The following is a 25,606-nucleotide window of genomic DNA, read 5'->3' as shown; positions in this document are numbered from 1 at the left end:
TGCTGCTAAGCATCCTGTTCAGTACTTAGGGTTCCAACCGTGGTCAATCAGAGACTCCTTGGTGACCATAGCGGAGGGGAAACACCCTGCTCCATTCCGAACCAGGCAGTTAAGCCCTCCAGCGCTGATGGTACTGCCCGGGCAACTGGGTGGGAGAGTAGGTCATCGCCAAGGGGTCTCTGTTTGCGTCTAGCGGCTTCGCTCTGCTCACTCCCCTCTTCGTTCCGCCCCGCTAATCGTTGACATCCCTCCCATCCCACATTACCATGACCGCGCCCCGGCACCGAGCGCTTTCCAGCGGGTCTGGGCGCACTCTTGGCTGTAGTGAGGGTGAAATGGCCATCCGCCTTGGTGTCGCGTGGTACCCGGAGCATTGGCCGGAGGAGCGCTGGCAGGTAGACCTGGACCTCATGCGCCGCGCCGGCTTGAGCGTGGTACGCATTGGTGAATTCGCCTGGGCGGATCTGGAGCCGGAAGAGGGCCGGTTCGATCTGGCCTGGCTAGTGCGGGCTACAGACCTGGCCCATCGCAACGGACTCTCAGTGGTGATTGGCACGCCCACCGCTGCCCCTCCCGCCTGGCTGACGCGGGCCTACCCGGAGGTGTTGGCGGTGGATCGGACAGGGCAGCCGGCCCAGCACGGCAAGCGCTGCCACTACGACGTCACCAGCCCTCTCTATCGCGCCTTCTGTGCCCGCATCGCCGAAGAGATGGCTCGGACTTTGGGCCGGGCCCCCGGCGTCATCGGCTGGCAGATTGACAATGAGTACAACCGGGTGAGCTTCAGCCGGCAGGCAGCGGTGGGATTCCGCCTATGGCTGCAGCGGCAATACGCCGACGAGCGCGGCCATCCCTCACTGGAACGACTGAACCAGGCCTGGACGACTTCATACTGGAGCGAGCGTTACCGAGACTGGGCCGAGATCCCGCTGCCGGCCGAGGAGAACCATAACCCCGGCCTGGTGCTCAGCTTCCGCCGCTTCGTCACTGAGGCGTACCTAGAGCACCAGCGGGCACAGATCGCGGCCATCCGCGCCCACGCCGATCCGTCACACTGGATCACCAGCAACTTCATGGGCTTCTTCCCCGGCTTCGACCACTACACCATCTGTGAGGAGCTGGACTTGGCGTCGTGGGATCACTACATCGGCACCGGCCATCTGGATCTTGACCGGGCCGGCGCTGCCCACGATCTGACCCGGGGCTTCAAGCGGCGCAACTTCTGGGTGATGGAGACGCAGCCAGGCTGCGTCAACTGGTCGCCCATCAACAACGTTCTGGACCGCGGGGAAGCGAGGGTCATGGCCTGGAACGGCATCGCCCATGGTGCCGACGCGGTCCTGTACTGGCAGTGGCGGTCCGCCCTCGGCGGGCAGGAGCAATACCACGGTACGCTGCTGGCGCCGGATGGCCAGCCCCGCCCCTTCTACCGCGAAGTGCAGGAGTTGGCCAGGGACGTTGATCGGCTGGGGGACTTGCTGGATGGCACCACTGTGAACGCCGAGGTGGCACTGCTGCACTCCTACGAGGATCGGTGGGCTATAGATGGGCAGCGTCACCACCGCGACTTCGATCCGCTAGAGCACCTGCTGCACTTCTATCGTCCCTTTGCTGTCCGTAGCATTGCCACCGACATCATCTCTACCCGCGCCCCATTGCTGGGCCATGGATACCGCCTGGTGATTGCTGCGCCGGTGCACATCGTTGACGATGCCATCGCGGCAGAGTTGCTCGCCTTCGTGCGCGAGGGCGGCCACCTGGTGCTGGGCCCTCGCAGCGGCTTCAAGGACGCCGACAATGCACTGCAGCCGCAGCGACAGCCGGCTCTGCTACAGGAGGCCGCCGGTGCGCACGTCGAGGAGTACTATGCCCTGAGGGATCCGGTTCCGGTGCGTCTGGGGGTGCACGGCGAGGAGAGCTCGGGCATGGCATCCATCTGGGCCGAGTGGCTGGAGCCGGGCATCGGCACCCAGGTGCTGGCCCGCTACGGAGTTTCGAACGGCTGGCTGGACGGCCAGGCGGCGGTGACGGCGCATCAGTTCGGGCGCGGCAGGGTCTACTACGTGGGCGCCTGGATGGATGACGGGCTACAGAGCCGGCTGCTAGGGTGGATCGGGGCGCAGGCGGGCGTCGAACCGGTACTGGCGGGCCTTCCGCCAGCGGTGCGGGCCGTGCGCCGAGGCGATGCCTTCGTCATTCTCAACGGGGGTCGGGAGCCAGCATCGGTGCGCCTCCCCTGGAGGGGATACGACCACCTGGGCGGGGACGGCCCGGTGGAGGAGCTCAGCCTGGGCGCCTACGGCGTGGCTGTGGTGACGAGAGCCGACTAGCTGGCTTGCCGGGGCGATGGTGCAGGACGCGAGGAGAGAGCCTTGGCCAGAGTCTATGCCTGTTTCTGGTTCGATGTCGAGGACTACATAACCCCGGAGAGCGATGACGCCCTCAAGGCTCTCCTGCGGTTGTTCGTGCAACGGGGGGCGCCCGGTACCTGGAAGATCGTGGGAGAGAAATACCGGACGCTCTGCCGCCGAGGTCGGTCCGACATCCTGGATCTGCTTCATCGCCAGGACATTGGCTATCACACCGACAATCACAGCCAGCACCCAACCATCTCTGAGTACGCGACGGGGCTGGGGTGGCGGGCGGGAGTGGAGGAGTTCGACTGCCGGGAACGACCGGGCTTCGAGGAGTTGCGGCGGGGATTTGGCAGCATCTCCTGCTATGGCCAGCCGGGCGGATCCTGGGCTCCCCAGGCCTTTCCCGTGCTTTCCCGCTGGGGCATACCCATGTACCTGGACGAGGGGCGGAACGTGGGGCTCGACCGGCAACCATTCTGGTTCCAGAACCTGCTGACCGCCTTCAACTTGCAGGACAACTGCATCCGAGCTGACATCTGGCAGGCGGACAAGGGAAGGGCCCTCGAGCACGCTCGCGCCGCCCTCAGCCGAGTCGCTGACCGGTTGGCGCCGACAGGCGGCCTGATTAGCATCTACTATCATCCCTGTGAGTTCGCGACTAGCCAGTTCTGGGATGGGGTCAACTTCGGGCGGGGAAGGAACACGCCTCGCCCCCAGTGGCGGGGGGCTCCTCTCCTGAGCCGAGAGGAAGCAGAAGCCCGGCTGAGCTTGTTCGCGGACTTCCTCGACCTGGCGCTAGAGCATCCTAACGTGGAGGTGGTGGACGCCGGCCAGCTGCTGGGGCTATACGGAGGGCGAGAGCCGGCAGGGCCCGTGCCAATGGGTGAACTGATCGGTCTCGCCGGTACATGGGTGGGCAGATAACCTACGCCCGCTCTTCTGTGGGCACGCTCTCCCCCGCGGAAATGCTGACCGGGCTGCTGGAGGCCTTGGCCCAGTGGAGCGAGTTCGGCGTGCTGCCGGACGCGGTGAGAGTTATGTCGCCACTGGGACCAGTTGAGAGGGGAGGAAGCAGCGAAGGGGGACGGGCCAGAGTGGCTGAGGTAGCCGAGGCGGCCCGCTTGGCGCTGGATTCGACACGCGCCCACGGGCACCTGCCGGCCAGCGTGTCCCTGGCCGATCGGCGGCTGGGTCCAGCGGCTCTCTTTGCTGCGGCGGTGGCAACGGCGCGATCCCTCGCTTCCGGGGCCGGCCCCGAGGAGCTGGTGGCTTTCCCGGCCGCTCGGCTGTGTCTGGAGGACAACGTAGCTCGGGATGAGGATAGCGTCTGGGAATGGAGCATCTTCCCGGAGGGCTTCAGCGCCCCCGACCTCTTGGACCTGACCCGTCTGCAGGCCTGGACCATGAAGCCGGCCGTCCTCCGGTAGGGGGATTTCACCGCCGAGATCGCCGGGAGCGCAGAGAAGACACGAAATCGGTCATGGGCTGTATGGGACAAGGATTGCCCTGGACACACCCCTACCCCTCAGGCCTACAGCCCATTCCTTTCTCTGCGCCCTCTGCGATCTCGGCGGTGAGATGCTTTCAGCAGGGGCGGAGCTTGTCCACCACCAGTTGAGCTAGGAACTGCCGCTCCTCGCCGTTGTCGAAGCGAACCGTCACGATCTGGTCCCCGTTCTCGTCGCTGAGGGCGGTCACCCGTCCCGGGCCGAAGTCGGGGTGCTTCACCCGCATGTGGAGAGCGTAGCGAGGAATGGGCTCGGAGGGAGCGCTGGGCACCGGAGCGCTGCGAGCCTCGCGGTAGGCCCGATCTACCCAGAGGTCGGCCCAGGTCTGGAGGTCCCGAGGAGTGCGGACGGTGGCACGGATCTCGTCGCTCCGCTGCCGGGCTTGGCGCAGCTTTTCCATGAGGGCCAGCTTGCGCTCCGGTTCCAGGTCTGAGGTAGCTGCTCTTCGCGCAGCCCAGGCCAGCGCCGAATTGAGGGCCCGGAAGACGTCCGCCGGCTCGTCGTACACATCGAACCGGAGGAGCCGGATGCCGCGCTCCTCGCACAGGCGCTCACGGATGGCCTCTCGCTCCTCCTGCTGCTGGCGTTCCTGTTCGTCCGGCCCGCGCCGCTGCTGCCGCCCGCGGAGACCCTCGGTGCGGATGGCCAGCCCCACTTCGGGTAGAAGGTAGTTGAGCTTGAGGGGGCGCCTGGTATCCGGGTTGATCAGCCAGGGCGGTGAGGGATCACGCTGGATCTCCAATCCCTCGAACACCCGGGCTATGATCTCGCGCCAGGCGAACTGCTCGGTGTCCATTACCTGCTCTCAGCCTGCGCCCTACGAGCGGGACAGATCACTCGATGATGCTCCAGCCGGACTGCACCGCCAGTCGCCTGAGCCGGTCCTCGGGCGCCACCGCCACCGGATTGCCGACCAGGCTCAGGACGGGATGGTCGGAGAGGCTGTCAGCGTAGGCGAAGGACCGGGCCAGGTCCACCTGCGGCAGTGAGGTCTCCAGGTATCCTCGCAACCGCTCCACCTTGCCCGGGCCGTACGAGGCGGGCGGCACCAGCCGCCCGGTATAGACGCCGTCCTGAACCTCCAGCTGGGTGCCCAGCGCTACCGGGATGTCCACCAACTGGGCGAAGGCCTCCAGTAGAGGCTGCAGGGCTCCGGAGAGAAGGATGACGGCGTGTCCCTGGCGACGATGGTGGTCAACTCTTTCCAACATCTCGGGTCGAACCGTCGGTTGGAGGTCCTCACGGGCCACTTCCTGCATCAAGTCCCTAGCTTCTTTTACCGGCACGTGCCTCAGCACCCAGGGCATATGTTCAGCCCACTCCTGTCGCAGCCGATCCGGGTTGCCCAGGCCGAGCTTCACCAGCGGGTACCGTGGGTAGTGATAGGCCAGATGGGCGAGGACGGGGAGCACGTTGCGGCGTTGCCGAAGCATACGCGCAATAAGCTGCTGCCAGACAGGCGCGCTGACCAGGGTACCGTCGAAGTCGAATATGGCTGCAATCATGGCGAAGCCGCATCCCGGGAGCGGCCGGAGGCCGCTGGGCCGCATTATAGCCTCAGCTCAAGGTGCGCTCAAACTCACCGGGCGCCGTCTTCACACGGACCAAGGACGGAAGCGTGTGGAGGTGGAAAAGGAAACCTCACTTCCGGCGGTGCTTTTGGCATGGGGTGGCGCCGTGTGCTAACATCGCCCAGGATGGAGGCCAAATCCAAGCGGGGAAGTGCGTGGTGCTCCACTGGGCTACTGCGCCCGCCATCCTTGGATTTGGCTTAGTTTGGCTGTGCGAAAAGGAGCCGCCCCAATGGAGACCAGGCTGGTTGGCAGAACGGCGGAAGTCATCATCGCACCGGAGAGGCCAACGGTCTTGATCGGTGAGCGCATCAACCCGACGGGGAAGAAGCGGCTGGCTGCTGCCATGGCGGCCGGAGACCTGGCGCTGATTCAGCGCTATGCTCGAGAGCAGGTCGAGGCCGGAGCGGACGTGATAGACGTGAACGTAGGCGCCGCCGGAGTGAACGAGGACACCTTCCTGGCCGAGGCGGTGCAGGCGGTTGCTGAGGAAGTCGGGGTGCCTGTCGCCGTGGACTCGACCAGACCGGCGGCACTGGAAGCAGCCCTAAAGGTAGCTCCCGGGAGGCCGCTGCTGAACTCGGTCAACGGAGAGGAACGGTCGCTAGCCGAGATTCTGCCGCTTGCGGCTGAGTACAGGGTGCCGGTCGTGGCGCTGTGCATGGACGACTCTGGCATACCATCCAGCGCGGAGGGACGGCTGGGGGTGGCCCGCAAGATCGCTGAGAGGGCGGAAGCCCTGGGCATTGGACCTGAGGACCTGTTGGTGGACTGCCTGGCGCTGACGGTGAGCTCGGACGCTAACGCAGCGCAGGTGACTCTGGATGCCATGAGCATGGTGCGCCAGGAATTGGGGCTCAACCTCACCTTGGGCGCCAGTAACGTCTCGTTCGGCCTCCCCGATCGCGAGTTGTTGAATGGCGTGTTTCTCGGCTTGGCGATCCGCGCCGGACTGAACGCTCCCATCGTGGACGCGGCGAAGTCGCGGCCGTACGTACTAGCTGCCGACGTACTCCTGGGGAAGGACGAGTGGGCCATGCGCTACATAACGGCTTACCGCGAGCGGCAGGCCCGAGCATAGGAGCCTGGGGTGGAGAGTACCGGTCACACCTGTTTCGTTGATTTCGAGCCCGTTGGGCGGCGCGCCGCTTGCCGCCGCCAGACCGATCTGCTCACCATCGCTCGGGAGGCAGGCATCAGCATCGCCGCCTTGTGCGGCGGACGTGGCACGTGCGGGCGTTGTCGGGTGCAGGTGCTGGAAGGGGACGTCTCTCCCCTCACTGAGGCCGAGCGCCGAGTGCTCGGCCGGGCGGCGGACGAGGGGATGCGACTTGCCTGCCAGACCTCGGTCCGCGGAAACGTCAAGGTCTACATCCCCCCCACGTCACTCACGGCCAAGCAGCGCACCCAGGTTGAGGGCGAGGCAGTCGAGTATGAACTGGATCCACCGGTTCGGGCGGTACCTGTAGAGCTGGCCGAGCCCGCGCTGACCGACCTTAGGGCGGACGCGGCTCGGGTCAGGGACTACCTCCGCGGCACTGAGGAGCTGGAAGCCGTCTTCGACTACGCCGTCCTGCGCAATATGTCGGATCAGCTGCGGGCGGCCGATTGGCAGGTTCGCGTGGTCCTCCGCGGACGCGAGGTCGTGTCTCTTCTGCATGCCGACCGTGCTCCGCTGGGCCTTGCGGTAGACTTGGGCACTACCAAGGTGGCCGGCTATCTGGTGGATCTCACCACGGGGGCTACCTTGGCTGCCGAGGGCATCATGAACCCGCAGATCTCCTATGGCGAGGATGTCATGGCGCGGGTGGCCTATGCCCTGGAAGGCCCGGACAAGGCCGATCTACTGCAGCGGGTCATAGTGTCGGGCATCGGCGACCTGGTCCGGGAGCTGAGCGAGCGGGCCGAGGTGAAGAGCACGGACATCGTGGAAGCGGTGGTTGTAGGCAACACGGCCATGCACCACCTGTTCTTGGGACTCCCGGTGAGGCAGCTGGGGAACGCCCCCTACTTAGCTGCCACCAGCGACCCGCTCGACATCAAAGCTCGGGACCTCGGGTTGCCCTTGGCCGCCGGGGCCTACGTGCACCTTCTGCCCAACATCGCCGGCTTCGTGGGGGCGGACCACGTGGCCATGATCCTGGCTACTGGCATGTATCGGGCGCAGGAAACCACCATCGCCTTGGACATCGGCACCAACACCGAGATTGCCCTCTACCACGGTGGCCGTCTCATCACCTGCTCCACGGCCTCCGGCCCAGCCTTCGAGGGAGCCCACATCTCGTGCGGGATGCGGGCCGCGGAGGGAGCGGTCGAGCGGGTGCAGATCGTGGACAGCAGAGTCAGATACCAGACCATCAACGATCGGCCCCCGGTGGGCATCTGCGGCTCGGGCATACTGGACGCGGTGGCTCAGCTGTATCGTAACCAGATCCTGGACGTGAAGGGGGGCATGCAGGAGGGCCATGCCCGGGTGCGGAGTACCCCGACGGGCCGCGAGTTCGTGCTCGTGCCGGCGGCGGAGACCGCCATCGGCCAGGATATCACCATCACTCGGGCCGATGTGGGCGAGATTCAGCTGGCCAAGGCGGCCATGCGCGCTGGTGTGAACGTTCTGCTGGACGAGGCGGGTATTCGCCCTGAGGATGTGCAGCGTTTCATCGTAGCGGGCGCCTTCGGCACGTTCATAGACGTCCAGAGCGCCATGGACATCGCCATGTTCCCCCGCTTGCCTCTGGAGCGGTTCGAGCAGGTGGGCAACGCGGCTGGCGCCGGCGCGCGGATGGCCCTGCTGTCACGGCATGCCCGGGCCCGAGCGGTCGAGATCGCCCGCACAGCGGAGTACATCGAACTTACCAACGACCGGCGGTTCTCGGAGCAGTTCACTCTGGCCATGTTCCTGTCGCAGGATCTGATGCAGTAGTGGGCGACACTCCCCGATCAGTGACGGGCCGGCTTGCTCACCGGAGCGTGGTGCTGGCCCTGGGGGCGGTGCTACTGTTGGTGTTTCTGGCGCTGCCGCCGCATTCCATCGGGGAGAAGGCCGCGCTCATCGGATATGGCCTATGCCACCAGGAGGCGGAACGCTCCTACTTCGTGGGGGGCCGCCAGTTGCCTCTCTGTGCCAGGGACACAGGCACGTACCTGGGGGCGCTGGCCACCCTGGCTTGCGTGGCGGCGACGCGTCGCCGCCGGGGAACGGAGCTGCCTCCGACCGCGCTGCTGGTGGCCTATGCCTTGGGCTTCGTGTTTTTCGTCGTGGACGGGGTGAACTCCTACGCCGGCCCGCTGCCGCTGCTCCCCCGGCTCTATCCTCCCGACAATCGGTTGAGGCTGCTCAGCGGGATGCTGATGGGTTCGGGGATAGCCGCCATCCTGGTGCCCCTGTTCAACTATACCGTCTGGATGACGGCGCCCAGGGTTAGAGCCCTGAGCGGCCCGGCCCTTGCGGCGCTACCGCTGGCGCTCGCCCTGAGCTACATCTCCGTGGTGGGGGCGCCCTCCTGGATGTACTTGCCTCTGGCAGGCGCGCTGGCGTTCGGGGTGCTGCTGGTGCTCTCGGCGGTCAACGGGCTGCTGTTGCTGGTGATTCTGAGGCAGGACCAGCTAGGGCGGGAGTGGCGTGATGCGTTGTACGTGCTGAGCTGGGGGCTGATGCTCACCGCGATGGAGCTGGTCGCATTAGGCGTGCTCAGGTACTTCGTGGAGAGGACCGTTGCCTGACCGGCAGCGAGCCACTGGATGGCGATGCGCAGGAGATGAAGCAGAGGAGTAGGTCTACATGGTGTTGACGACCCGCCGCCACGTGCTCCCCAACGGTCTCACCGTTATCGTGCGCCCCTCGCGCGCGGTGCCCATCGTCAGTTCGTGGCTGTGGTATCGGGTGGGCAGCCGCAACGAACCTTCGGGTATGACGGGTGCCGCTCATTGGGTGGAGCACATGATGTTCAAGGGCACCCCCAAGTACCCGCGGGGGCAGCTGGACCGGCTGGTGGCCCGCAACGGAGGGGCCTTCAACGCCTTCACTCACACAGACTACACCTGCTACTTCGAGACCCTTCCTGCCGAGCGGCTGGACCTGGCGCTCGACATCGAATCCGACCGGATGGTGAATGCATCGTTCGAGCCCTCTGAGGTAGAGTCGGAGCGAACCGTGGTGATCTCGGAGAGAGAGGGACTGGAGAACACCCCCGAGTTTCTGCTTTCCGAGGAGGTAACGGCGGCCGCGTTCAAGGTCCATCCCTATCACCATGAAGTCATAGGCTGGAAGGCCGACCTGGAGAGCATGACGCGGGACCAGTTGTACGGGCTGTACCGGCGGTACTACTCTCCGGGCAACGCTGTGCTGGTGCTAGTGGGCGATCTGGATGAGGACCGGACCCTGCGCCGAGTGGAGGAGACGTTCGGCGCCATTCCGGCGGGCGAAACAGTGTCCGACCGCATTCCGCCCGAGCCCCGTCAGCGAGGGGAGAGGCGGGTCAAGGTGCGCCAGGCAGGGCCGACTTCCTACCTTCAGGTGGCCTACCACGTGCCCGCCGCGACTGATGCGGACGCGCCGGCACTGATCGTTCTGGACGCCGTTCTCTCTGGAGCCAAGCCCATGAGCCTTATGCGACCTTCCGGGGGCAGTCGGAGCGCTCGTCTCTATCGGGCCCTGGTGGAGACGGAGTGGGCCACCTCCGCCACTTCAACCTTTTCCCTAACCGCGGACCCCGGGCTCTTCGCCCTCGAGGTGACGGCGCGGCCGGAACGCAGGGCGGACGAGGTGGAGGAGGTGCTCCTGCGGGAGGTGGACCGGCTCCTTGAGTTGGGAGTCTCGGACGAAGAGGTGCTCAAGGCTAGAAAGCAGACTCGGGCCCAACTGGCCTATAGCCTGGAGAGCGTGGCCAACCAGGCCTACTGGCTGGGATTCTTCGAGATGCTGGAGAGCTACGAGCGGTTCGAGCGGTTTGAGGAAGCTCTGAGCGAGGTCACTCCGGACCAGGTGCGGGAGGTGGCGCGTCAGTACCTCACCGAGGATAACCGCACCGTAGGGCACTTCATTCCCACCAACTCCTGTGGGACGGTAGGCATGGCTCCTCAGACTCAGAGCCGTCGGTCGTGGCCGCACGTCGCTTTCCTGCGTGCCCCAGAGGAGGCTCAGCCACCGATGGGGCCGGAGACTGTTCTACGGCGGGAGATGGACAACGGCGCTGTGGTGCTGGCCTACCGCAAGGCAGCCGCCCCATCGGTGGTGGCTCTGGCCCAGGTGAAGGCGGGCGCGGTGCTGGACCCGCCGGACAAGCGCGGCTTGGCTGCATTCACCGGGTCAATGTTGGAGCGGGGGACGGAGAACCGGACCTTCCAGGAGGTGAATGAAGAGCTTGACGCCGTGGGCGCATCGCTGCGTGTCGCCGCAGCCGGGCACACCGCGGGGATGGTGGGCAAGTCCCTGGCCGAGGATGCGGGGCTGTTGTTCGACGTGATGGCTGACGTGATGCGGCACCCTGCCTTCCCCCAATCGGAGTTTCGCAAGCTACAGGGAGAGATCATCGCCGATCTGCGCGAGATGGACGATGACACCGGTTACGTCGCCTCCCAGCGGTTCCGGGAGCTCCTGTACCCCGCCGACCATCCCTACCACTACCGAACCGCGGGCTACGTGGACACTATCGGGGCCATGACCCGCGAGGACCTGCTGGCCTTCTACCAGCGCTACTACGATCCGCGGAACCTCACCCTGATTGTGGTGGGGGCCCTGGAGCCCGAGCAAGCCTTCGATGCTGTAGTAGCACGGTTCGCGGACTGGAGACCGAGCGGCGAGCTGGTGACCTGGAGCCTGCCGCCGGTGGGGAACCCCGGTCCTGCCCACGACGCTGTAGCCATGCCGGACAAGACGCAGACCGACATCGTCTGGGGCTTCCTGGGCCTGGAGCGCACCAATCCTCGGTACTACGCGGCGCACCTTCTCGACGTGGTCTGGGGCCAGCTGGGGCTGATGGGTCGGCTGGGGGAACGCATTAGGGAGCAGATGGGGCTGGCCTACTACGTCTACAGCCGGTTGGACGCCGGGTTCGGCCCCGGGCCCTGGAGCGTGCGGGCCGGAGTGAACCCTGCCAACGTGGAGCGGGCGCTAGAGGCCATCCACTCGGAGGCGCACGCCATCGTGTCGGAGCCTGTCACCCAGGAGGAACTGGCGGATGTCAAGGCGTTCCTCACCGGTAGCATGCCCATGAGACTGGAGACTAACGAGGGGCTGGCCACCGCCTTGGCCAGCATCGAGAGCTTCGGGCTGGGGTTGGACTACGTGCAGCGCTACCCGGACATAGTGAACGCCGTGACCGCGGAGGAGATGCTCGAGGTCGGGCGGATGTACATCCGGCCGCACGCGGCCACCTGGGCGATGGCAGGGCCGGCGGTGAGTGTCCGGGGAGGCGGGTAGGAGGGCAAAAGATGAGGACAGCGGTTCTGCGACTGGTATCCACCGTGCTGAAAGTCGCAGCTATAGGGAGTGCAACCTACCTCATCTTAGGGTTCGCCTACGCTGGAGTGAGCCTGTACTGCTACAATGTGAGGCACTGGGACCTCTATGGCGGTTTCTCGTTGCCGCCGCTGTTCTTTCCCTTCGGCATCGTGTTCACCCTTACCTTGTGGCCCGTGTATCTCTGGGCCGACTGGATCAACGGCATCGGGGCCTTCGGCACGTGCCGATGACCCCAGTAGGAGTAGTGCCCAGGTGGGAGGCGTAGTATGGAGGAGTTCCCTCGTACGGATGTGGGCGGACTGAGCATCTCCCGGGTGATCATCGGGAGCAATCAGTTCCTCGGTTACTCGCACTACAGCCAGGCTCGGGACCGGTGGCTGCGGGAGTATTTCACCCCGGAGCGCATGGCCGATGTAATGGAGGTGTACGCCCGCCGGGGCGTCAACGCCATCATGGCTCCGCCACACGAGGACATCCGCCGGGCCATAAGGCTCACGCAGGATCGCACCGGCCAGACGATTCATTACATAATCACCCCAGGCAAGAACCATCCGGGAGGGATCGAGGGCGCCATAGACTGGTGCCGTGAACTGGGCGGCGCGATTTGCATGCCTCACGTGAGCTACACCGACAACAACCTGGTGGTGGACGAGGGCGTGATTCGGGCCATCGAGCCCTTGCTGGCCCGGATCAGGTCTCTGGGCATGATCCCCGGCCTCAGCACCCACCGTCCCGAGACGATCACGGTGGCGGACGCCGCTGGCTACGACGTGGCGGCCTACATTCAGCCGCTCAACCCCATCGGCTTTCTCTGTAGCGTGGAGACCGACTGGGTGGTGCGGGTCATCAACCGTACACCGAAGCCGGTGATGTGCATCAAGCCCTTCGCCGCCGGGCGGGTGTTGCCTCCCACCGGGCTGCAGTTCGTGCTGGGGTCCTGCAAGCCCACCGACATGGTAGTGATGGGCACAATGAGCCCCTACGAGGCGGAGGAAGACCTGGATATCGTAGAGGCCATCCTGAGGGGCGACCGGCCCGACGTGGAGCCGGCACTTACCCGAAGCAAGGCCCACCTGGTTCGCTGACGGCTCGGGTCGAAGCGGGCTACGGTGCAGCGTGGGGAAGGGGGGCGCCCGGGAGGGCGCCCCCCTTGCCTCTGCGGGCAGGTAGCAGCTCGAAACTGGTACTGGCGGCACGACTGGGCGTGACGCGTAGCCTGCTACATCGTTACCTAAGGCAAGGACCAGGCACGGGAGCATGCTGGCAGAGGACGCGAGTCAGACTGCGGAGCGCGAGCTCCTGCGAAGAGCCCAGGCCGGACACGCCGATGCTTTCGGGGAGCTCTACCGCCGGTACATGCCCGGCATCTACCGCTTCGTGTTCTACCGGGTACGGGCGGAGCCGGATGCGGAGGACATCACCGCGCTGGTGTTCCTGCGCGCCTGGCAGGCGCTGCCTCGGTATCAAGAGCGTCAGATAGGGCTCTCTGCCTGGCTGTACCGTATAGCCCGCAATGCCGTCATTGACCATTATCGCACTTCTCGTAGCCACGTTTCTTTGGACGATCCGCTGGACAAGGGACTGGTGGGAGATGACGGCCCTGACGCGGGCGCGCTGGAGGAGGCCGACCAGGTGTGGACTGGTCTGGGTCGACTGCCGGAGGAACAGCAGACGGTGCTGATTCTGCGCTTCGTGGAGGGTCTTAGCCACGCCGAGGTGGCGGAGGCCTTAGGCAGGAGCGAGGGAGCCTGCCGTATGCTCCAGCACCGAGCCCTGAAGGCGTTAGCACGAATGCTGGGTGAGGCGAAGTGAAGGGGAAACCGAGCCTGGATCTGCTGCTAGATCGCTGTCTCCGCGAGGTGGCCGATGGTGCCGACCCGGAGCAGTGCCTGGAAGGGCATCCGGAGTGGCCGGCGGAGCTGGAGCCGCTCCTGCGTGCGGCCGTGCACCTGCAGCGAGCGCCGCGGGTCGGACCTTCCGAGGAGCTGGCGAGCCGGGTCTGGGCTAGGGTGAGGAGAGGCGTCGAGGAGGAGTGGCCGACAGGTGTGACGAAACGGGGCCTCGTTCGTTTGCTCAGGCGAGAGCGGCCACCAGACTGGTCGCAGCCGCCGAGGAGGTACAGCATGTCAGGAATAGCTGCAGCAGTGGCCCTTATCATCACTCTGATGGGTGGCAGTGGGATGGTGTATGCCTCTCAAGATGCGCTTCCGGGGGAGGATCTCTACCGGGTCAAACAGGTTCTGGAGTCGGCGCGCCTCCGGCTGGCTACTAGCGAGCAGGCACGACTGGAGCTAGGGCTGGAGGTAGCGGGCGAGAGGCTTGCCGAGGCCATACGGGCCAACGAGGGTCAGGACGACGGCGCCGGACTGGCAGTGGCTCTGGAGGCATACTCCCGCCATCTGGCCCAAGTCCAGCAGGCGGCCGAGGGCTTTCGGGGGACGCCAGAGGAGGACCAGGTGCGGGCGCGGCTGCAGGAGCGGCTGCAGGAGCACCTGGCTCTCCTGGAAAGCCTACATGAGCGCCTCGAGGACAAAGGGGCGGCGGCCGAAGCCCTGGAACGGGCGATCATGAACGCGAACCGGGTGGCGGAGCGGTGGCAGGAGCGCCATGGCCAGGGCAGCGAGGAGTCCGAGAGCGCCGGCTTGGACACGGTTGCCACTGAGGGTCCCCGAAGCCCCCAGGCCACGGAGCCGGCCCAACACCAGGAACAGAAGCGCCACCAGGACGGGCAGGGCCAGCAGAATCGGGAGCAGAACCGTGAGGCTTCCGGTGGCGTGTCAACTCCCCCGGTCGCTGGAGCCCCGCCCTCGATAGAGGCTCCCTCGCCGCAGCCCACTCCCGAGCCCGGGCGGGAGCAACAAGCAGCCGGCGGCACTGGTGGTACTGAGCCGGATCGGACACAGGATCGTCAACAGGAGCCGGCAGGAGATCAGCAGCAAGAGCAGGACCAGGATAGGAATCAGCAGCAACAGCAAGAGCAGCAGCAGAGCCAGTCCCAGGACCAGCAGCAAGATCAGACCCAGGAGCAGCAGCAGTATCGGGCTCAGGAGCAAGAAGGCACCGCCCAGCAAGAGCAACAGCAACAGCAGCAGCAGAGCCAGTCCCAGGACCAGCAACAGGCTCAGCTTGGCGCGCCCTCCGACTCCGGGTCCGATGGTGACTCCGGCCAGGAGCAGCACTCGAACTCGGCAGGAGGGGAGGCAGCCGGCGGGGGGCGGCAGTGAGGCTGTCCTGCAAGGTGAGCACAGGAGAACCAGGGGCCGGTGGCGACACCGGCCCCTGGTGCGGCTACCGTCCGCCGCTCCTGCGCAGCGGCCCTGCCACTAGAATGCCAGTCATGTGGCCATCGCTGTGCCGCCAGGTACCGTAGCTGTGTCATGCCGGAAGCAGTGAAGCATCTTCGGCGCATTTGAGAAGGCCTCTGCGGGTGCCGCCCGACGCTCCACTCCGCCAGCAGACGCTCCATGCAGGCCTACCGGGCAAGCTGCGACAGCACTGAGGCGGGATGTTAGGCACCACAAGGGAGTGGTGTGGTGGCCTCAGCACGGGCCCAGATGTAGTGGAGTGCCACGGGCTGATCCCTAGATAGCGATTCCCTCGCAGCCTCTGAGCACGACACGCAGTGCTCGGCTGGTGTCCTAGCAGAATCGGCTGTGCCGCACCTGGAGCCGGTGCTTCACCTCCAGCCTTGTCCCCTGTCCCTGTGACCTGCTGGCGGTAGCCGGCGTCGTTGACAACTCCCAGTTCCGTTCCTAAACTTCTGTTCGTATCCGCTCCCGTCGGCGCCAGGTCGGCCTTGGCGTAGCTGGGGGGCGGGTGGTGGCGGGGTACCCGTTGTTCCGGCCTCCGCCAGACGACACGGGGGAGAAGAGGCAATGGCGCTGGGATGGGGAGTACTGGGTGCTGGGGGCATTGCGGACCGGCGCATGATTCCCGAGGGGATCATGGCTTCCGACATATGCAGGCTGGTGATGGTGATGGACACGGCGCCAGAGCGGGCGGAGGCGGTGGGGCAGAAGTACGGGGTTCCGTATACCACCCAGCTCGAGGAGGTGCTCGGCAATCCGGCGGTGGACGTGGTCTATGTGGCCACGCCGACGTTTGCCCATAAGGACCAGGCCATCGCCGCGGCCAAGGCCGGGAAGCACGTGCTGGTGGAGAAGCCCCTTGGGCTGAGCCTGAGCGAGGGACGAGCCATTCTGGATGCCTGCCGCCACGCGGGAGTGAAGTGCGCCAGCGGGTACATGATGCGCTATCACGGCGCACACCGGGAGATCAAGCGGATCCTGGCTGACCGAGAGCTGGGCGAGGTGGTCTTCGGGCGGGCACAGCTTACGTGTTGGTACCCACCCATACCTGGAGCCTGGCGTCAGGAGTGGCGGCTTGGCGGAGGCGGGGCGCTTATGGACATGGGGACCCACTGCCTGGACCTGCTGGAGTGGCTGATTGGGCCCATAGACCGTCTGACGGCCCTGGTGGAGACGGTCGCCTTCGACTACGAGGTGGAGGACTCGGCCACCGTCTTGCTGCATTTCTCGAACGGCGCCCAGGGTATCGTGGACGTCAGCTTCAATGTGCCAGACGAAGCGGCCCAGAATGTTCTCGAGATACGGGGCACAAAAGGAGCCATCTACGCCGATCACACCATCGGCCAGGATGCGGGCGGCAACGTCCGCCTCTACGCTCCAGGCGAAGTGGGTGGCTACGACGCGGCTCAGGTGCGCGAGGGGCGGGACATTGGGGTTCAGCTCGATTTCCCCCGCACCAACATGTACCGGGCCCAGGCAGAGGCGTTCGTGCAGGCTATCGAGGGGGACTTCGCCCCGCCCGTGAGTGGCGAGGTGGGGTTCCGAGCGCTGGAACTCACCCTGCGCGCCTACGAGGCGGCTCGCGAGGGTCGGTTCCTGCCCATCTAGCAGGTCGCTCCGCATTCTCCCTAAGGAGAGCCACACATGAGCTATCGCGTGGGTGTTTCGGGCCTCAGGCGCGGCCTGGCTCTGGCTCGCGTCTTCGACAGCGTGCCGGACTGCAGCGTCGTCGCCCTCTGCGACATCAGCCCGACTGTGCTGGAGCGGGCTTCCGGCCAGTTCCCTCATGCGGCCACGTTCCGGGAGTACTCGGACATGCTGGCCCACGGGCTGGACGTGGTGGTAGTGGCCACGCCCATCCCCGTGCACCGAGAGCAGACCGTCGCCGCGCTGGAGGCGGGTTGCCACGTGCTGCAGGAGGTGACACTGGCGGACAGCGTAGAGGCCTGCCGGGATATCCTCGGGGCGGTGGATGCTCACCCGAAGCAGAAGTTCATGCTGGGGGAGAATTGCTGCTATTGGGCTCACATCATGTCCTGGGCCGAGATGTGGCGGCAGGGCCTCCTGGGCGAGTTCATCTACGGGGAAGCGGAGTACGTGCATGACATCCGCGCCCTCACCCGGAACCCGGACGGGAGCCCCACGTGGCGCGCCGTGCGCCCCCCTATCGTCTACTGCACCCACAGCCTGGGGCCTATCGTGAAGATCACTGGCGAGAAGCCGGTGACGGTGTCGGCGCTGCACACGGCAAACAAGATGGAACCGGAGTTGCCCCAGTTCTTCGACTTCGAGGTGGCTATCGTGCAGACGGAGAGCCACGGGGTGATAAAGCTGCTTCGGGGGCAGGGCATGATGCGCGAGCCCGCCTTTCACTACTACTCTCTTTATGGCACCCGCGGAACGTTAGAGACTTCCAGGCCGCCGCAGGCGCTCCAGACCAATGCCTACTTGGACAGGGTGCCCCATCTCCACAACATGATGGCGCTGCCCCTGAACACCGACGTTCCCGGCGCAGCGCGGGAGGCGGCTCTGGGCGGGCACGGCACGGCCGAGTACTACATGATCCGCGACTTCATGGAGGCAGTCCGAAACGATACCCCTCCGCCCATAGACGTGCGCATGGCGTGGGACCTGACCGTGACGGGGCTGTGCGCTCACGAGAGCGCTACGAACGGCGGCCGCCCGGTTAGGATCCCTCGTTGGGACGAGTAAGGGGCTGGCATCAAGGGCCGGCCAAAGACGGAAGGAGAACACGATGGCACAGAGAGTAACGGAGAAACTGGCCATAGAGGGAGGGCCGAAGGCAGTGCCCCACCCGCTGCCCGGCTGGCCCCAGTTCAGTGAGGAAGCGATCCGGGCGGTAGAGGAGGTGCTGCGGTCGGGCAAGGTGAACTACTGGACCGGCCGTAAGGGCATGGAGTTTGAGAAGGCATATGCCCAGTGGCAGGGGAGCAAGTACGCCATTGCGGTGACCAACGGGACCGCTGCCCTGCACACCGCCCTGAGTGCCCTGGGGGTGGGGCCAGGGGATGAGGTGATCGTGCCCAGCTACACCTTCATCGCCACCAGCTTCTCGGTGGTGCAGGCGGGGGCCATACCGCGGTTTGCTGATGTGAACCTGGAGGACCACTGCATCAGCGTGGAGTCGGCAGAGAAGCTGGTGAACGAGCGCACGAAGGCCATTATCCCGGTCCATTTGTACGGCAACGTGTGCGACATGGACGAGATCATGGCCTTTGCCGACCGCCACGGCATATGGGTGATCGAGGATAACGCGGAGGCCTTCGGGGGGGAGTACAAGGGCAAGAAGACGGGGACATTGGGCCACATCGCCGCCTGTTCGTTCTGCCAGAACAAGACCTTCACCACTGGCGGCGAGGGCGGCATGGTGACCACCGACGATGAGGGGCTGGCCTGGAGGGCGCGGAGCTTCCGCGACCATGGCTACGATGTCAAGGCGCGCCTAAGCCTGCTGGAGCTGGAGCAGAAGCTGCCCTACATCCACAACATGGTGGGGTTCAACTACCGCATGACCGAGATGCAGTCGGCTATCGGCCTGGCCGAACTGGCCCGCATGGACACCTGGAACATGCCTCGGCGGCGGCGCAACGCCCTGGCGGTGATAGAGGCCATCAAGGACCTGCCCCAAGTGCTCTACACCCCGGTGGACACGCCGGAGCGGCGCAATGGCTGGTACGTGATGGCATTCTCCCTGGACATCGAGAACATGACCTGCGACATCGAGCAGTTCGTGGCGGCGGCCGGTGCGGAGGGGGCGCCGGTGTGGAAGGTGTTCTGGCCCCAGTGCCACACGGAGAAGGCCTTCACCGAGAAGAACGCTTTCGGGAACTCTGGCTTCCCCTTCACCTCGAAGGAGTACACCGACGCCGCGAGCGTGGACTACAGTCGGGTGGAGGTGCCCAACGCCGTGTGGCACCAGAGCCACACCTTCACCTGCTTTGCCTTCCCTACGTTTTCCGAGGAGGAAGCGGGGCTGGTGGGGCAGGCACTGCGCAAGGTGATCCTGGCCTACAGCAAGTAAGTGGTAGGCGGGAGACCGACGGAAGCGCCGGCCTCTCAAGGCCGGCGCTTCCGCTTGTGGGCAGTGCAGCAGCCGTCACTTCGTGGAAGCGAGAGGGACGGTAGGCAGAGGCGGCGGAGGTGCCAGGCCCGACCGGTCGAGGGGCGCGAGTGCACGAAAGGGTAGTGAAGGTGGTCACCTCAGCCAGCCGCTGCTTAGGTACGGCTGCGTACCTGTGAGGGCGATGCTTTTGACACCGAGCTACCGCCATGTTAGGCTTAGTGGTTGCTGCGGAGGCGTGGTGCAGCGGCCTAGCACACTGGCCTGTCAAGCCAGAGATCGCGGGTTCGAATCCCGTCGTCTCCGCCAGAGCTATCAAGAGGCATGGACAACAACGAAAGCCACCTCGTTCTGAGGTGGCTTTCGTTGTGTCTGAAGTCACAAGGCCACAGCCCGAAGGCGCCTGAGAGGAGATGAATGCCGAAAGCCCGCAAGATGCTCAGCGACTGGAACGCGCCGTGCATTCAATCGCTGGTGAAGCAGATCGAGACACAGAGCAAGGCGACCCTGGCACATTGGGCCATTGACTACGCCGAGCGACACATACTGCCGCTGTGGGCCAAGCACTACCCGGACGACCTGCGGCCGCAGAAGGCGTTGAACGCCGCCCGGGAGTGGCTGGCGGGGACGATCAAGCTGCCCGAAGCTAGAGCGGCTATCCGCGAGTGCCACGCGGCGGCGAGGGAAGCCGAAGGCAACCCCGTGGCGCAGGCGGCCGCCAGGGCCACAGGCCAGAGTGCTTCGACGATTCACTCGGCGAGGCACTGCATCGGTCTGCCCTTGTATGGAGCGGTGGCAGTGGCGTACGACACTCTCGGGACGAGCGCGCCGTGGGGGCAGGTCGAGCAGTGTGCTGCCGATGAATGCGGACGCATGCTCAATGCACTGCGGGCCGTGTCGGTCGCTGGCGAGCCGGACCCGGCCAAGATCGACTGGAAGTGCTGATCGGCGAGGCGGGAGGCTGCCCCGCGTCGCCTCACGTGGGCTCCTGCCGGCTGTGAGCCTTGCCGGATGGGGCTCGCGGGCTCAGAGGGCGGGGCGCCCCGCCTGTCCTGGTCGAGACTACCGTGTCTAGGCGTGCGGGAAGATGGGCTTGAGGCCCTGGCTGCGGCGGGCCAGGTCTGCCTCCTCTTCCTCGGAAAGCGGCGTCAGGTTCTCGGCGGCGTCGCAGGCCCACCAGAGGAGCTCGGCGTGGCTAGGGCTGACGGCGGCGGTGACGGGCCGTGAGAGCGTGAATCGCAATCCCAGGGCGGCCTCCTCAGGTGTGTCCGCCGGGGCGTACCAGCACTTGGGCCACGTGCGCCCCTCGCCCTCCTCCCACTGCCTCTTGGCCAGGGCCTTCAGAGCCAGCACGCCCACTCCCTTCTCCTGCGCCCTCTGCAGAGTGGTGGGGCCGAAGCCGCCCTGGTGCCAGCAGACCCAGTTGATGGGGAAGAGGATAGAGTCGAAGTCAAACCGGTCCATCATGGCCACGGCCGCCTCTTCGGAGTGGGCGGAGAAGCCGATGAGCCTGGCCACCCCCATCTCACGGGCTTCCTGGAACAGCTCCATAGCTCCTCCGGGGGCGAAGATGCGCTCGACGTCCTCCAGTGTGGTCACGCCGTGGAACTGGTACAGGTCGAAGTGGTCGGTACGGAGTAGCTCGAGGGAGCGCCTCAGCTCCTGGGCGGCGCCTTCACGGTCGCGCTTGCCCGTCTTGCAGGCGAGGAACACTGACTCGCGGTAGGGCTCCAGGGCAGGGCCCAGCCGTTCCTCGGCGTTGCCGTAGCTGGGGGCGACATCGAAGTAATTGATGCCCCGTTCGATGGCCCGCGACACTAGCTGCGCGGCCGAATCGGGGGTCTCGTTCATGACTACGATGCCCCCGAAACCTACCACAGATAACATCTCGCCAGTCTTGCCTAACTCCCGCTTCTGCATGTGATGTGCCTCCGTAATGAGCCCAATGATCCCTGGCGGCGCTGATGGTGCCACACATGACCATTCCTGTCAAACACGGTCCGGCCCCCGTGTACATGGGCGCCGGGTCCGATGCCGGGTTCTTCCGCTACGTAGAGGAACTCGCCGACCGCATTGCCGAAGCGCAACACAACGGGGTGAACCACTGCTGGAGGGGGTACTTGGAGCACCAGCCGCCCTACCTGAACCGCGTGATATGGCACCTGCGTGTCTACACCCGCATGCGCCTGGTAAGGTGCGAGGTCCAGGGACACGAGAGAGCGCAGGTGATCGAGCACTGTAGGGCATTGGGTGGCAAGCCCTGCACGGTGCGGGATGGCACCCGCCCGTTGGGGGAGCGCTGGAACCGAGAAGGTCCGGGCTAGGGAGCTTCTACCCGCTCGAGCAGTTCCCCGGCACTGCGCAGGTTGGTGGGCGTAACGCCGCCCAGCATGGCTGCCAGCTCCTTCAGCCGCTCCTCGCGGGTGAGCGTGGCCACCGTAGTGCGGGTACGATCGCCGATCACTTCCTTCCCCACTCTGAGGTGTGCGTCGGCGAAGGCTGCCAGCTGGGGCAGGTGGGTCACGCACAGGACCTGGTGATTCGCGGCCAGACCGGCCAGCTTCTCGCCTAAGACGTGGCCCAGACGGCCGCCGATCCCCGCGTCTATCTCGTCGAAGACGAGGGTACCAGTGTCGTCTGCTTGAGATAGGACCGTCTTGAGGGCCAGCATCAGTCGGCTGTTCTCACCGCCGGAGGCGATCCGCGCCAGGGGCCGCATGGGCTCGCCCGGGTTGGGCGCCAGCAGGAACTCGACCCGATCCACTCCAGTACGGTCGAAGGCCAGCTTCTGGCCGTTCACCTCCAGTCCCTGCTCGTCCGGCTCGCAGGTGAAGCCAACTTGGAAACGGGCGTGCTCCATGGCCAGGTCAGCGAGTTGTTCCTCCACCGCTGCTGCCAGCTGGGTGGCCGCCTCATGCCGACGCGTGGACAGCTCTGCCGCGATTCGCGCGGCAGCGGCCATCACCTGCTCCAGTCGCCGCTCTAGGTCTGCCAGTCGCTCCTCGCCGCCGGTGAGCTGGGCCAGTTCTGCCTCGGCTCTCTGGGCGTAGGAGAGGATGTCGGGGATGGTGGCGCCGTACTTGCGCTTGAGGTTGGCGATCAGGGCCAGACGCTCCTCGACCTGATCCAGCCGGGCGGGGTTGTACTCCACCGAGTCCCGGTACTGACGCAGGGCGCGGGCCAAGTCGTCCAGGCCCTCGGCCAGCTGCTCAAGCTGTTCCCGTTGGGGCTTGAGGGAGGCGTCAATGCGCTCCAGGTCGCTAAGCCATCCCAGCGCCTGGCCCAGCAGGTCAGCGGCGGCCGGTGCGTCCCCGCTGCCGGCGTACACCGCCTCGTACGCCGCCCCAATCAGCTCGCTGAGGCGCTCTGCGTTGGCCAGCCGGGTACGCTCGGCACGGAGTTCTGCCTCCTCCTGAGGGGCTAGCCGGGCCGCGGCGATCTCGTCGACCTCGTAGCGCAGGCGCTCCAATCGCCGCTCCCTGGCCTGGCTGTCCTCGCGGATGGCGGCAATCTGGGAGCGCAGACGGGAGACCTCGCCAGCAAGGGACGCCATCTCCGAGCGCAAGCCAGTCAGGTGGGCGTAACGATCGAGGAAGTTGAGGTGCTCGGGGACGCGAAGAAGGGAGAGGTGCTCGGTCTGGCCGTGGATGTCTACCAGCATCTCGCCTAACTGGCGAACGACGGCGGCGGCAGTCATCCGGCCGTTGACGCGGGCCAGGCTGCGGCCCTCGGCGCGAATCTCACGGGAGAGGACCAGGCAGGTGGGGTCGTCGCCAGTGAGTCCCTCCTCCTCCAGCAGGGGCCGCACGCGAGCGGACAGGTTGTCGTCGAGCTCGAAGAAGGCTTCGATGAGAGCGGCGCTCTCGCCCCCGCGCACTACATCCGCCGAGGTGCGCTCGCCCAGGACGGCGGCCAGGGCATCCACTATGATGGACTTGCCCGCGCCCGTCTCCCCGGTGAGGATGTTGAGGCGGGGAGCCAGGCGTACAGTCACCTCGTCAATGATGGCGAAGTTCCGGATTGTAAGCTCCGATAGCATCTCTGTGTGGTGTTTCTAGCCCTCGGCGCCCGAACTCACAAGCAGCGGAGCCGGGTGGAGAGGGACTGGTAGAAGTACGAAGGCGGCCGCAAGCGGACGAAGCGGGCCACGTAATCTGCCGCACGCACGGTAACCTCATCGCCGCTTTCCAGGGGAACCTCCAGCTGGCCGTCCACCGTAAGTATGGCCTCGTGGTCGGTCTCGACGGTCAGTCGGACGATGGCTCCCTGGCTGAGCACCACCGGTCGAGCCAGCCCGAACATGGGGGCGATAGGTACCAGCAGGATGTTGCGGATGGTGGGAGGCATGATGGGCCCCCCGGCAGCGAAGGCGTAGGCGGTGCTGCCGGTGGGCGTGGAGGCGATAAGCCCGTCGGCGACGTAGCGGGCCACCTCGGCGCCATCCACGTTGGCGACGATCCGGACCACGCGGGCCAGCCGGCCCCGGCCGACCACCACTTCGTTCAGCGAAGGGAAGCTCCCTAGAACCTGCTCCCGCCGCCAGTGCTCCGAGATGAGCATCATCCGCTCTTCGATCCAGTGGCCACCGGCCAACATCTCCTCGAGCCCTCGGCGCCAGCTGCCCGGCTCGAGCTCGGCCAGGTAGCCCAGACGCCCCAGGTTCACCCCCAGGATGGGCACGGAGGCAGCAGCGCACACGCGAGCGGCCCGGAGGATGGTGCCGTCCCCTCCCAGGGTGATGATGACGTCCGTGCCGGCCAGGCGCTCGGTGACACCTTCGGGATCCCAGGACGAGCCAATCCACGCTGCATGGCCCCGCTCACGCAGGAATAAGGCGACGTCCTCCGCCAGGTCCAGGGAATGAGGCAGCTTGGGGTGATGGAGGATGCCGAGCCGGTGAGTACGGTCAGGATTCACTGGCGCTGCGCCCGCTCCGAGAGCCAGTCCACCACACGATCGAGGGGGACGTGCACCTGCTCCGAATTGGCCAGGGATCTTAGAGCGGCCACGCCCTGGCCCAGCTCTTCTTCCCCCAGAATGACAGCCCAGCGGGCGCCGGACCGGTCGGCCGACCTCATCTGGGACCGCAGGCTGCGCTCGCCGAAGGCGATCTCGGTCAGTATGGCACGGGCACGGAGCTGCTCGCTCAGCCGGACCGCGGCCACCCGCGCCGGCTCGCGGCCGTCACTCGACGCACCGACGTGAATCAGGTAGGCGAATGGGCGCGGCGGCAGGGGCACGGGGAGGCGCTGTTGTCTTAGGAGGGCCACCAGGCGCTCCAGGCCGGCAGCCACGCCGATGCCCGGCGTAGGACGACCGCCGAGCTCCTCGGCCAGCCCGTCGTAGCGACCGCCGCCGCATATGGCGTTCTGGGCTCCGATGCCTTCGGCCCAGACCTCGAACACCGTTTTGGTGTAGTAGTCCAGGCCGCGCACCAGCCGGTGGTTAAGCTGATAGGGCCGGTCCAGTGCCTTCAGGTAGCCCCGCAGGCGGTCGAAGTGCATGGCGCACTCGGGGCAGAGATAGTCCGTGCTCTTGGGCGCCTCGGCGATCAGAGGCTGGCACTGCTCGGCCTTGCAGTCGAGCAGCCGGAGGGGGCTGCGCTCCAACCGGCGGAGGCAATCGGGGCAGACTTCGGCCAGGTGGGCCTGGTAGTAGCGTCGCAGCGCCTCTAAGTACGCCGGGCGGCAGGCGGGGCAGCCGATATTGTTGAGCTGCAGGTGTAGCCCGCTGAAGCCCAGGATCTCGAAGAAGGACCACATGACGGACACGATCTCAACGTCAACCATGGGATCCTGCTCGCCGATGGCCTCGACGTTGAGCTGGTGGAACTGGCGAAACCGGCCGGCCTGAGGGCGCTCGTAGCGGAAGGCGGGCCCTATGCTAAACACCTTGACGGGCTGAGGGCGGGTGTGCATGCCGTGCTCGAGGTACGCTCTGACGACGCCGGCAGTGAACTCGGGGCGGAGGGTGATGTCGCTGCCGCCCTTGTCCTGGAAGGAGTACATCTCCTTCTCGACGATGTCGGTGCCCTCACCCACGCCGCGGACGAACAGGGATGTCTCTTCGAAGATGGGGGTGTCGAGGCGCTCGAAGCCGTAGCGGCGACACACGTCGGTGGCGGTGGAGCGGAGGAACTCCCAATAGGGTTGATCCTCGGGCAGGATGTCCTGAGTGCCCCGGGGCGCCTGGTACATGAAGGAACCTCTCGGCAGTGGCGTACCAGGTGATTATAGCCGGAGTAGAACAGATGTCCAAGTGGCACGGCGGACGGAAGGCCGATGACACTGATGCTACGTTGAATGAGGCCGAGTGGAG

At 65.9% G+C, this 25,606-nt stretch carries 22 protein-coding genes, 1 tRNA gene and 1 rRNA gene; 18 read left to right on the top strand and 6 right to left on the bottom strand.

Going from position 1 to position 25,606, the window contains the following annotated elements; genetic code table 11:
* The first annotated feature begins 57 nt into the window (after positions 1-57).
* The 4 genes from rrf to HPY83_07635 all read left to right on the top strand — a co-directional run bounded on the left by rrf (position 58) and on the right by HPY83_07635 (position 3,784).
* Positions 58-174: ribosomal RNA gene (rrf, locus tag HPY83_07650) — 5S ribosomal RNA — on the top strand.
* Positions 175-335: 161 nt separating this feature from the next.
* The gene (locus HPY83_07645) at positions 336-2,330 is read left to right on the top strand and encodes a beta-galactosidase (protein NPV07822.1); all 1,995 of its coding nucleotides are present in this window, start codon (positions 336-338) and stop codon (positions 2,328-2,330) included.
* A 42-nt stretch (positions 2,331-2,372) separates the two neighbouring features.
* Positions 2,373-3,281, top strand: coding sequence for a hypothetical protein (locus HPY83_07640; protein NPV07821.1), 909 nt, complete (start codon positions 2,373-2,375; stop codon positions 3,279-3,281).
* Complete coding sequence (locus HPY83_07635) at positions 3,266-3,784, top strand: hypothetical protein (GenBank protein NPV07820.1); 519 nt, start codon at positions 3,266-3,268, stop codon at positions 3,782-3,784. The genes HPY83_07640 and HPY83_07635 overlap by 16 nt, the downstream gene beginning before the upstream one ends.
* Positions 3,785-3,941: 157 nt before the next feature.
* Here HPY83_07635 and HPY83_07630 read toward each other — a convergent pair whose 3' ends face one another.
* Positions 3,942-4,661 carry a hypothetical protein gene (locus HPY83_07630; protein NPV07819.1) on the bottom strand — a complete coding sequence of 240 codons (720 nt, stop codon included), beginning with the start codon at positions 4,659-4,661 and terminating at the stop codon, positions 3,942-3,944.
* 37 nt (positions 4,662-4,698) lie between these two features.
* Entirely contained in the window at positions 4,699-5,370 is a 672-nt protein-coding gene (locus HPY83_07625) for an HAD family hydrolase (protein ID NPV07818.1), read from the bottom strand.
* Between the two features lie 298 nt (positions 5,371-5,668).
* On the opposite strand from HPY83_07625, the gene HPY83_07620 reads away from it, so the two are divergent.
* The 13 genes from HPY83_07620 (at position 5,669) to HPY83_07560 (ending at position 20,233) form a co-directional block, all read left to right on the top strand.
* Positions 5,669-6,517: a dihydropteroate synthase gene (locus HPY83_07620; protein NPV07817.1), complete on the top strand. Its 849-nt coding sequence runs from the start codon at positions 5,669-5,671 to the stop codon at positions 6,515-6,517.
* Between the two features lie 9 nt (positions 6,518-6,526).
* On the top strand, positions 6,527-8,359 hold the full coding sequence (locus tag HPY83_07615) for a DUF4445 domain-containing protein (protein NPV07816.1): 1,833 nt from the start codon (positions 6,527-6,529) through the stop codon (positions 8,357-8,359).
* Positions 8,359-9,159, top strand: a complete 801-nt coding sequence (locus HPY83_07610; protein ID NPV07815.1) for a DUF2085 domain-containing protein — start codon at positions 8,359-8,361, stop codon at positions 9,157-9,159. Before HPY83_07615 ends, HPY83_07610 begins: the two co-directional genes overlap by 1 nt.
* 58 nt (positions 9,160-9,217) lie before the next feature.
* A complete protein-coding gene (locus HPY83_07605) occupies positions 9,218-11,857 on the top strand; it encodes an insulinase family protein (protein ID NPV07814.1) in 2,640 nt (879 codons plus the stop codon).
* A gap of 11 nt (positions 11,858-11,868) precedes the next feature.
* Positions 11,869-12,129 (top strand): hypothetical protein, encoded by a 261-nt coding sequence (locus tag HPY83_07600; protein ID NPV07813.1) that lies wholly within the window; start codon positions 11,869-11,871, stop codon positions 12,127-12,129.
* A gap of 36 nt (positions 12,130-12,165) precedes the next feature.
* Positions 12,166-12,984 carry a hypothetical protein gene (locus tag HPY83_07595; protein NPV07812.1) on the top strand — a complete coding sequence of 273 codons (819 nt, stop codon included), beginning with the start codon at positions 12,166-12,168 and terminating at the stop codon, positions 12,982-12,984.
* Between the two features lie 172 nt (positions 12,985-13,156).
* Positions 13,157-13,711: a sigma-70 family RNA polymerase sigma factor gene (locus tag HPY83_07590; protein NPV07811.1), complete on the top strand. Its 555-nt coding sequence runs from the start codon at positions 13,157-13,159 to the stop codon at positions 13,709-13,711.
* Between the two features lie 311 nt (positions 13,712-14,022).
* Positions 14,023-15,123 carry a hypothetical protein gene (locus HPY83_07585; protein ID NPV07810.1) on the top strand — a complete coding sequence of 367 codons (1,101 nt, stop codon included), beginning with the start codon at positions 14,023-14,025 and terminating at the stop codon, positions 15,121-15,123.
* A gap of 651 nt (positions 15,124-15,774) precedes the next feature.
* The gene (locus HPY83_07580) at positions 15,775-16,815 is read left to right on the top strand and encodes a Gfo/Idh/MocA family oxidoreductase (GenBank protein ID NPV07809.1); all 1,041 of its coding nucleotides are present in this window, start codon (positions 15,775-15,777) and stop codon (positions 16,813-16,815) included.
* Between the two features lie 36 nt (positions 16,816-16,851).
* Positions 16,852-17,919: a Gfo/Idh/MocA family oxidoreductase gene (locus tag HPY83_07575; GenBank protein NPV07808.1), complete on the top strand. Its 1,068-nt coding sequence runs from the start codon at positions 16,852-16,854 to the stop codon at positions 17,917-17,919.
* A gap of 43 nt (positions 17,920-17,962) precedes the next feature.
* Positions 17,963-19,249 carry a DegT/DnrJ/EryC1/StrS family aminotransferase gene (locus tag HPY83_07570; protein NPV07807.1) on the top strand — a complete coding sequence of 429 codons (1,287 nt, stop codon included), beginning with the start codon at positions 17,963-17,965 and terminating at the stop codon, positions 19,247-19,249.
* A 271-nt stretch (positions 19,250-19,520) separates the two neighbouring features.
* Positions 19,521-19,597: transfer RNA gene (locus tag HPY83_07565), tRNA-Asp, on the top strand.
* Positions 19,598-19,705: 108 nt separating this feature from the next.
* A complete protein-coding gene (locus tag HPY83_07560; protein ID NPV07806.1) occupies positions 19,706-20,233 on the top strand; it encodes a hypothetical protein in 528 nt (175 codons plus the stop codon).
* 126 nt (positions 20,234-20,359) lie between these two features.
* On the opposite strand, the gene HPY83_07555 is transcribed toward HPY83_07560, so the two are convergent.
* Complete coding sequence (locus tag HPY83_07555; protein ID NPV07805.1) at positions 20,360-21,208, bottom strand: aldo/keto reductase; 849 nt, start codon at positions 21,206-21,208, stop codon at positions 20,360-20,362.
* A gap of 56 nt (positions 21,209-21,264) precedes the next feature.
* On the opposite strand from HPY83_07555, the gene HPY83_07550 reads away from it, so the two are divergent.
* Positions 21,265-21,612 (top strand): hypothetical protein, encoded by a 348-nt coding sequence (locus HPY83_07550; GenBank protein NPV07804.1) that lies wholly within the window; start codon positions 21,265-21,267, stop codon positions 21,610-21,612.
* Here HPY83_07550 and recN read toward each other — a convergent pair.
* The 3 genes from recN to HPY83_07535 are packed head-to-tail and all read right to left on the bottom strand — an operon-like array spanning position 21,609 to position 25,485.
* Positions 21,609-23,327, bottom strand: a complete 1,719-nt coding sequence (gene recN, locus HPY83_07545; protein ID NPV07803.1) for a DNA repair protein RecN — start codon at positions 23,325-23,327, stop codon at positions 21,609-21,611. The genes HPY83_07550 and recN overlap by 4 nt on opposite strands.
* 35 nt (positions 23,328-23,362) lie before the next feature.
* Positions 23,363-24,205 (bottom strand): NAD(+)/NADH kinase, encoded by an 843-nt coding sequence (locus HPY83_07540; GenBank protein ID NPV07802.1) that lies wholly within the window; start codon positions 24,203-24,205, stop codon positions 23,363-23,365.
* Positions 24,202-25,485 (bottom strand): histidine--tRNA ligase, encoded by a 1,284-nt coding sequence (locus tag HPY83_07535; GenBank protein ID NPV07801.1) that lies wholly within the window; start codon positions 25,483-25,485, stop codon positions 24,202-24,204. Before HPY83_07535 ends, HPY83_07540 begins: the two co-directional genes overlap by 4 nt.
* Between the last annotated feature and the right edge of the window lie 121 nt (positions 25,486-25,606).

Source organism: Anaerolineae bacterium, assembly GCA_013178015.1.
Lineage (GTDB): Bacteria > Chloroflexota > Anaerolineae > DRVO01 > DRVO01 > Ch71.
The sequence above is the reverse complement of the archived record's forward strand: the minus strand, read 5'-3'. Positions and strand labels throughout refer to the sequence as shown.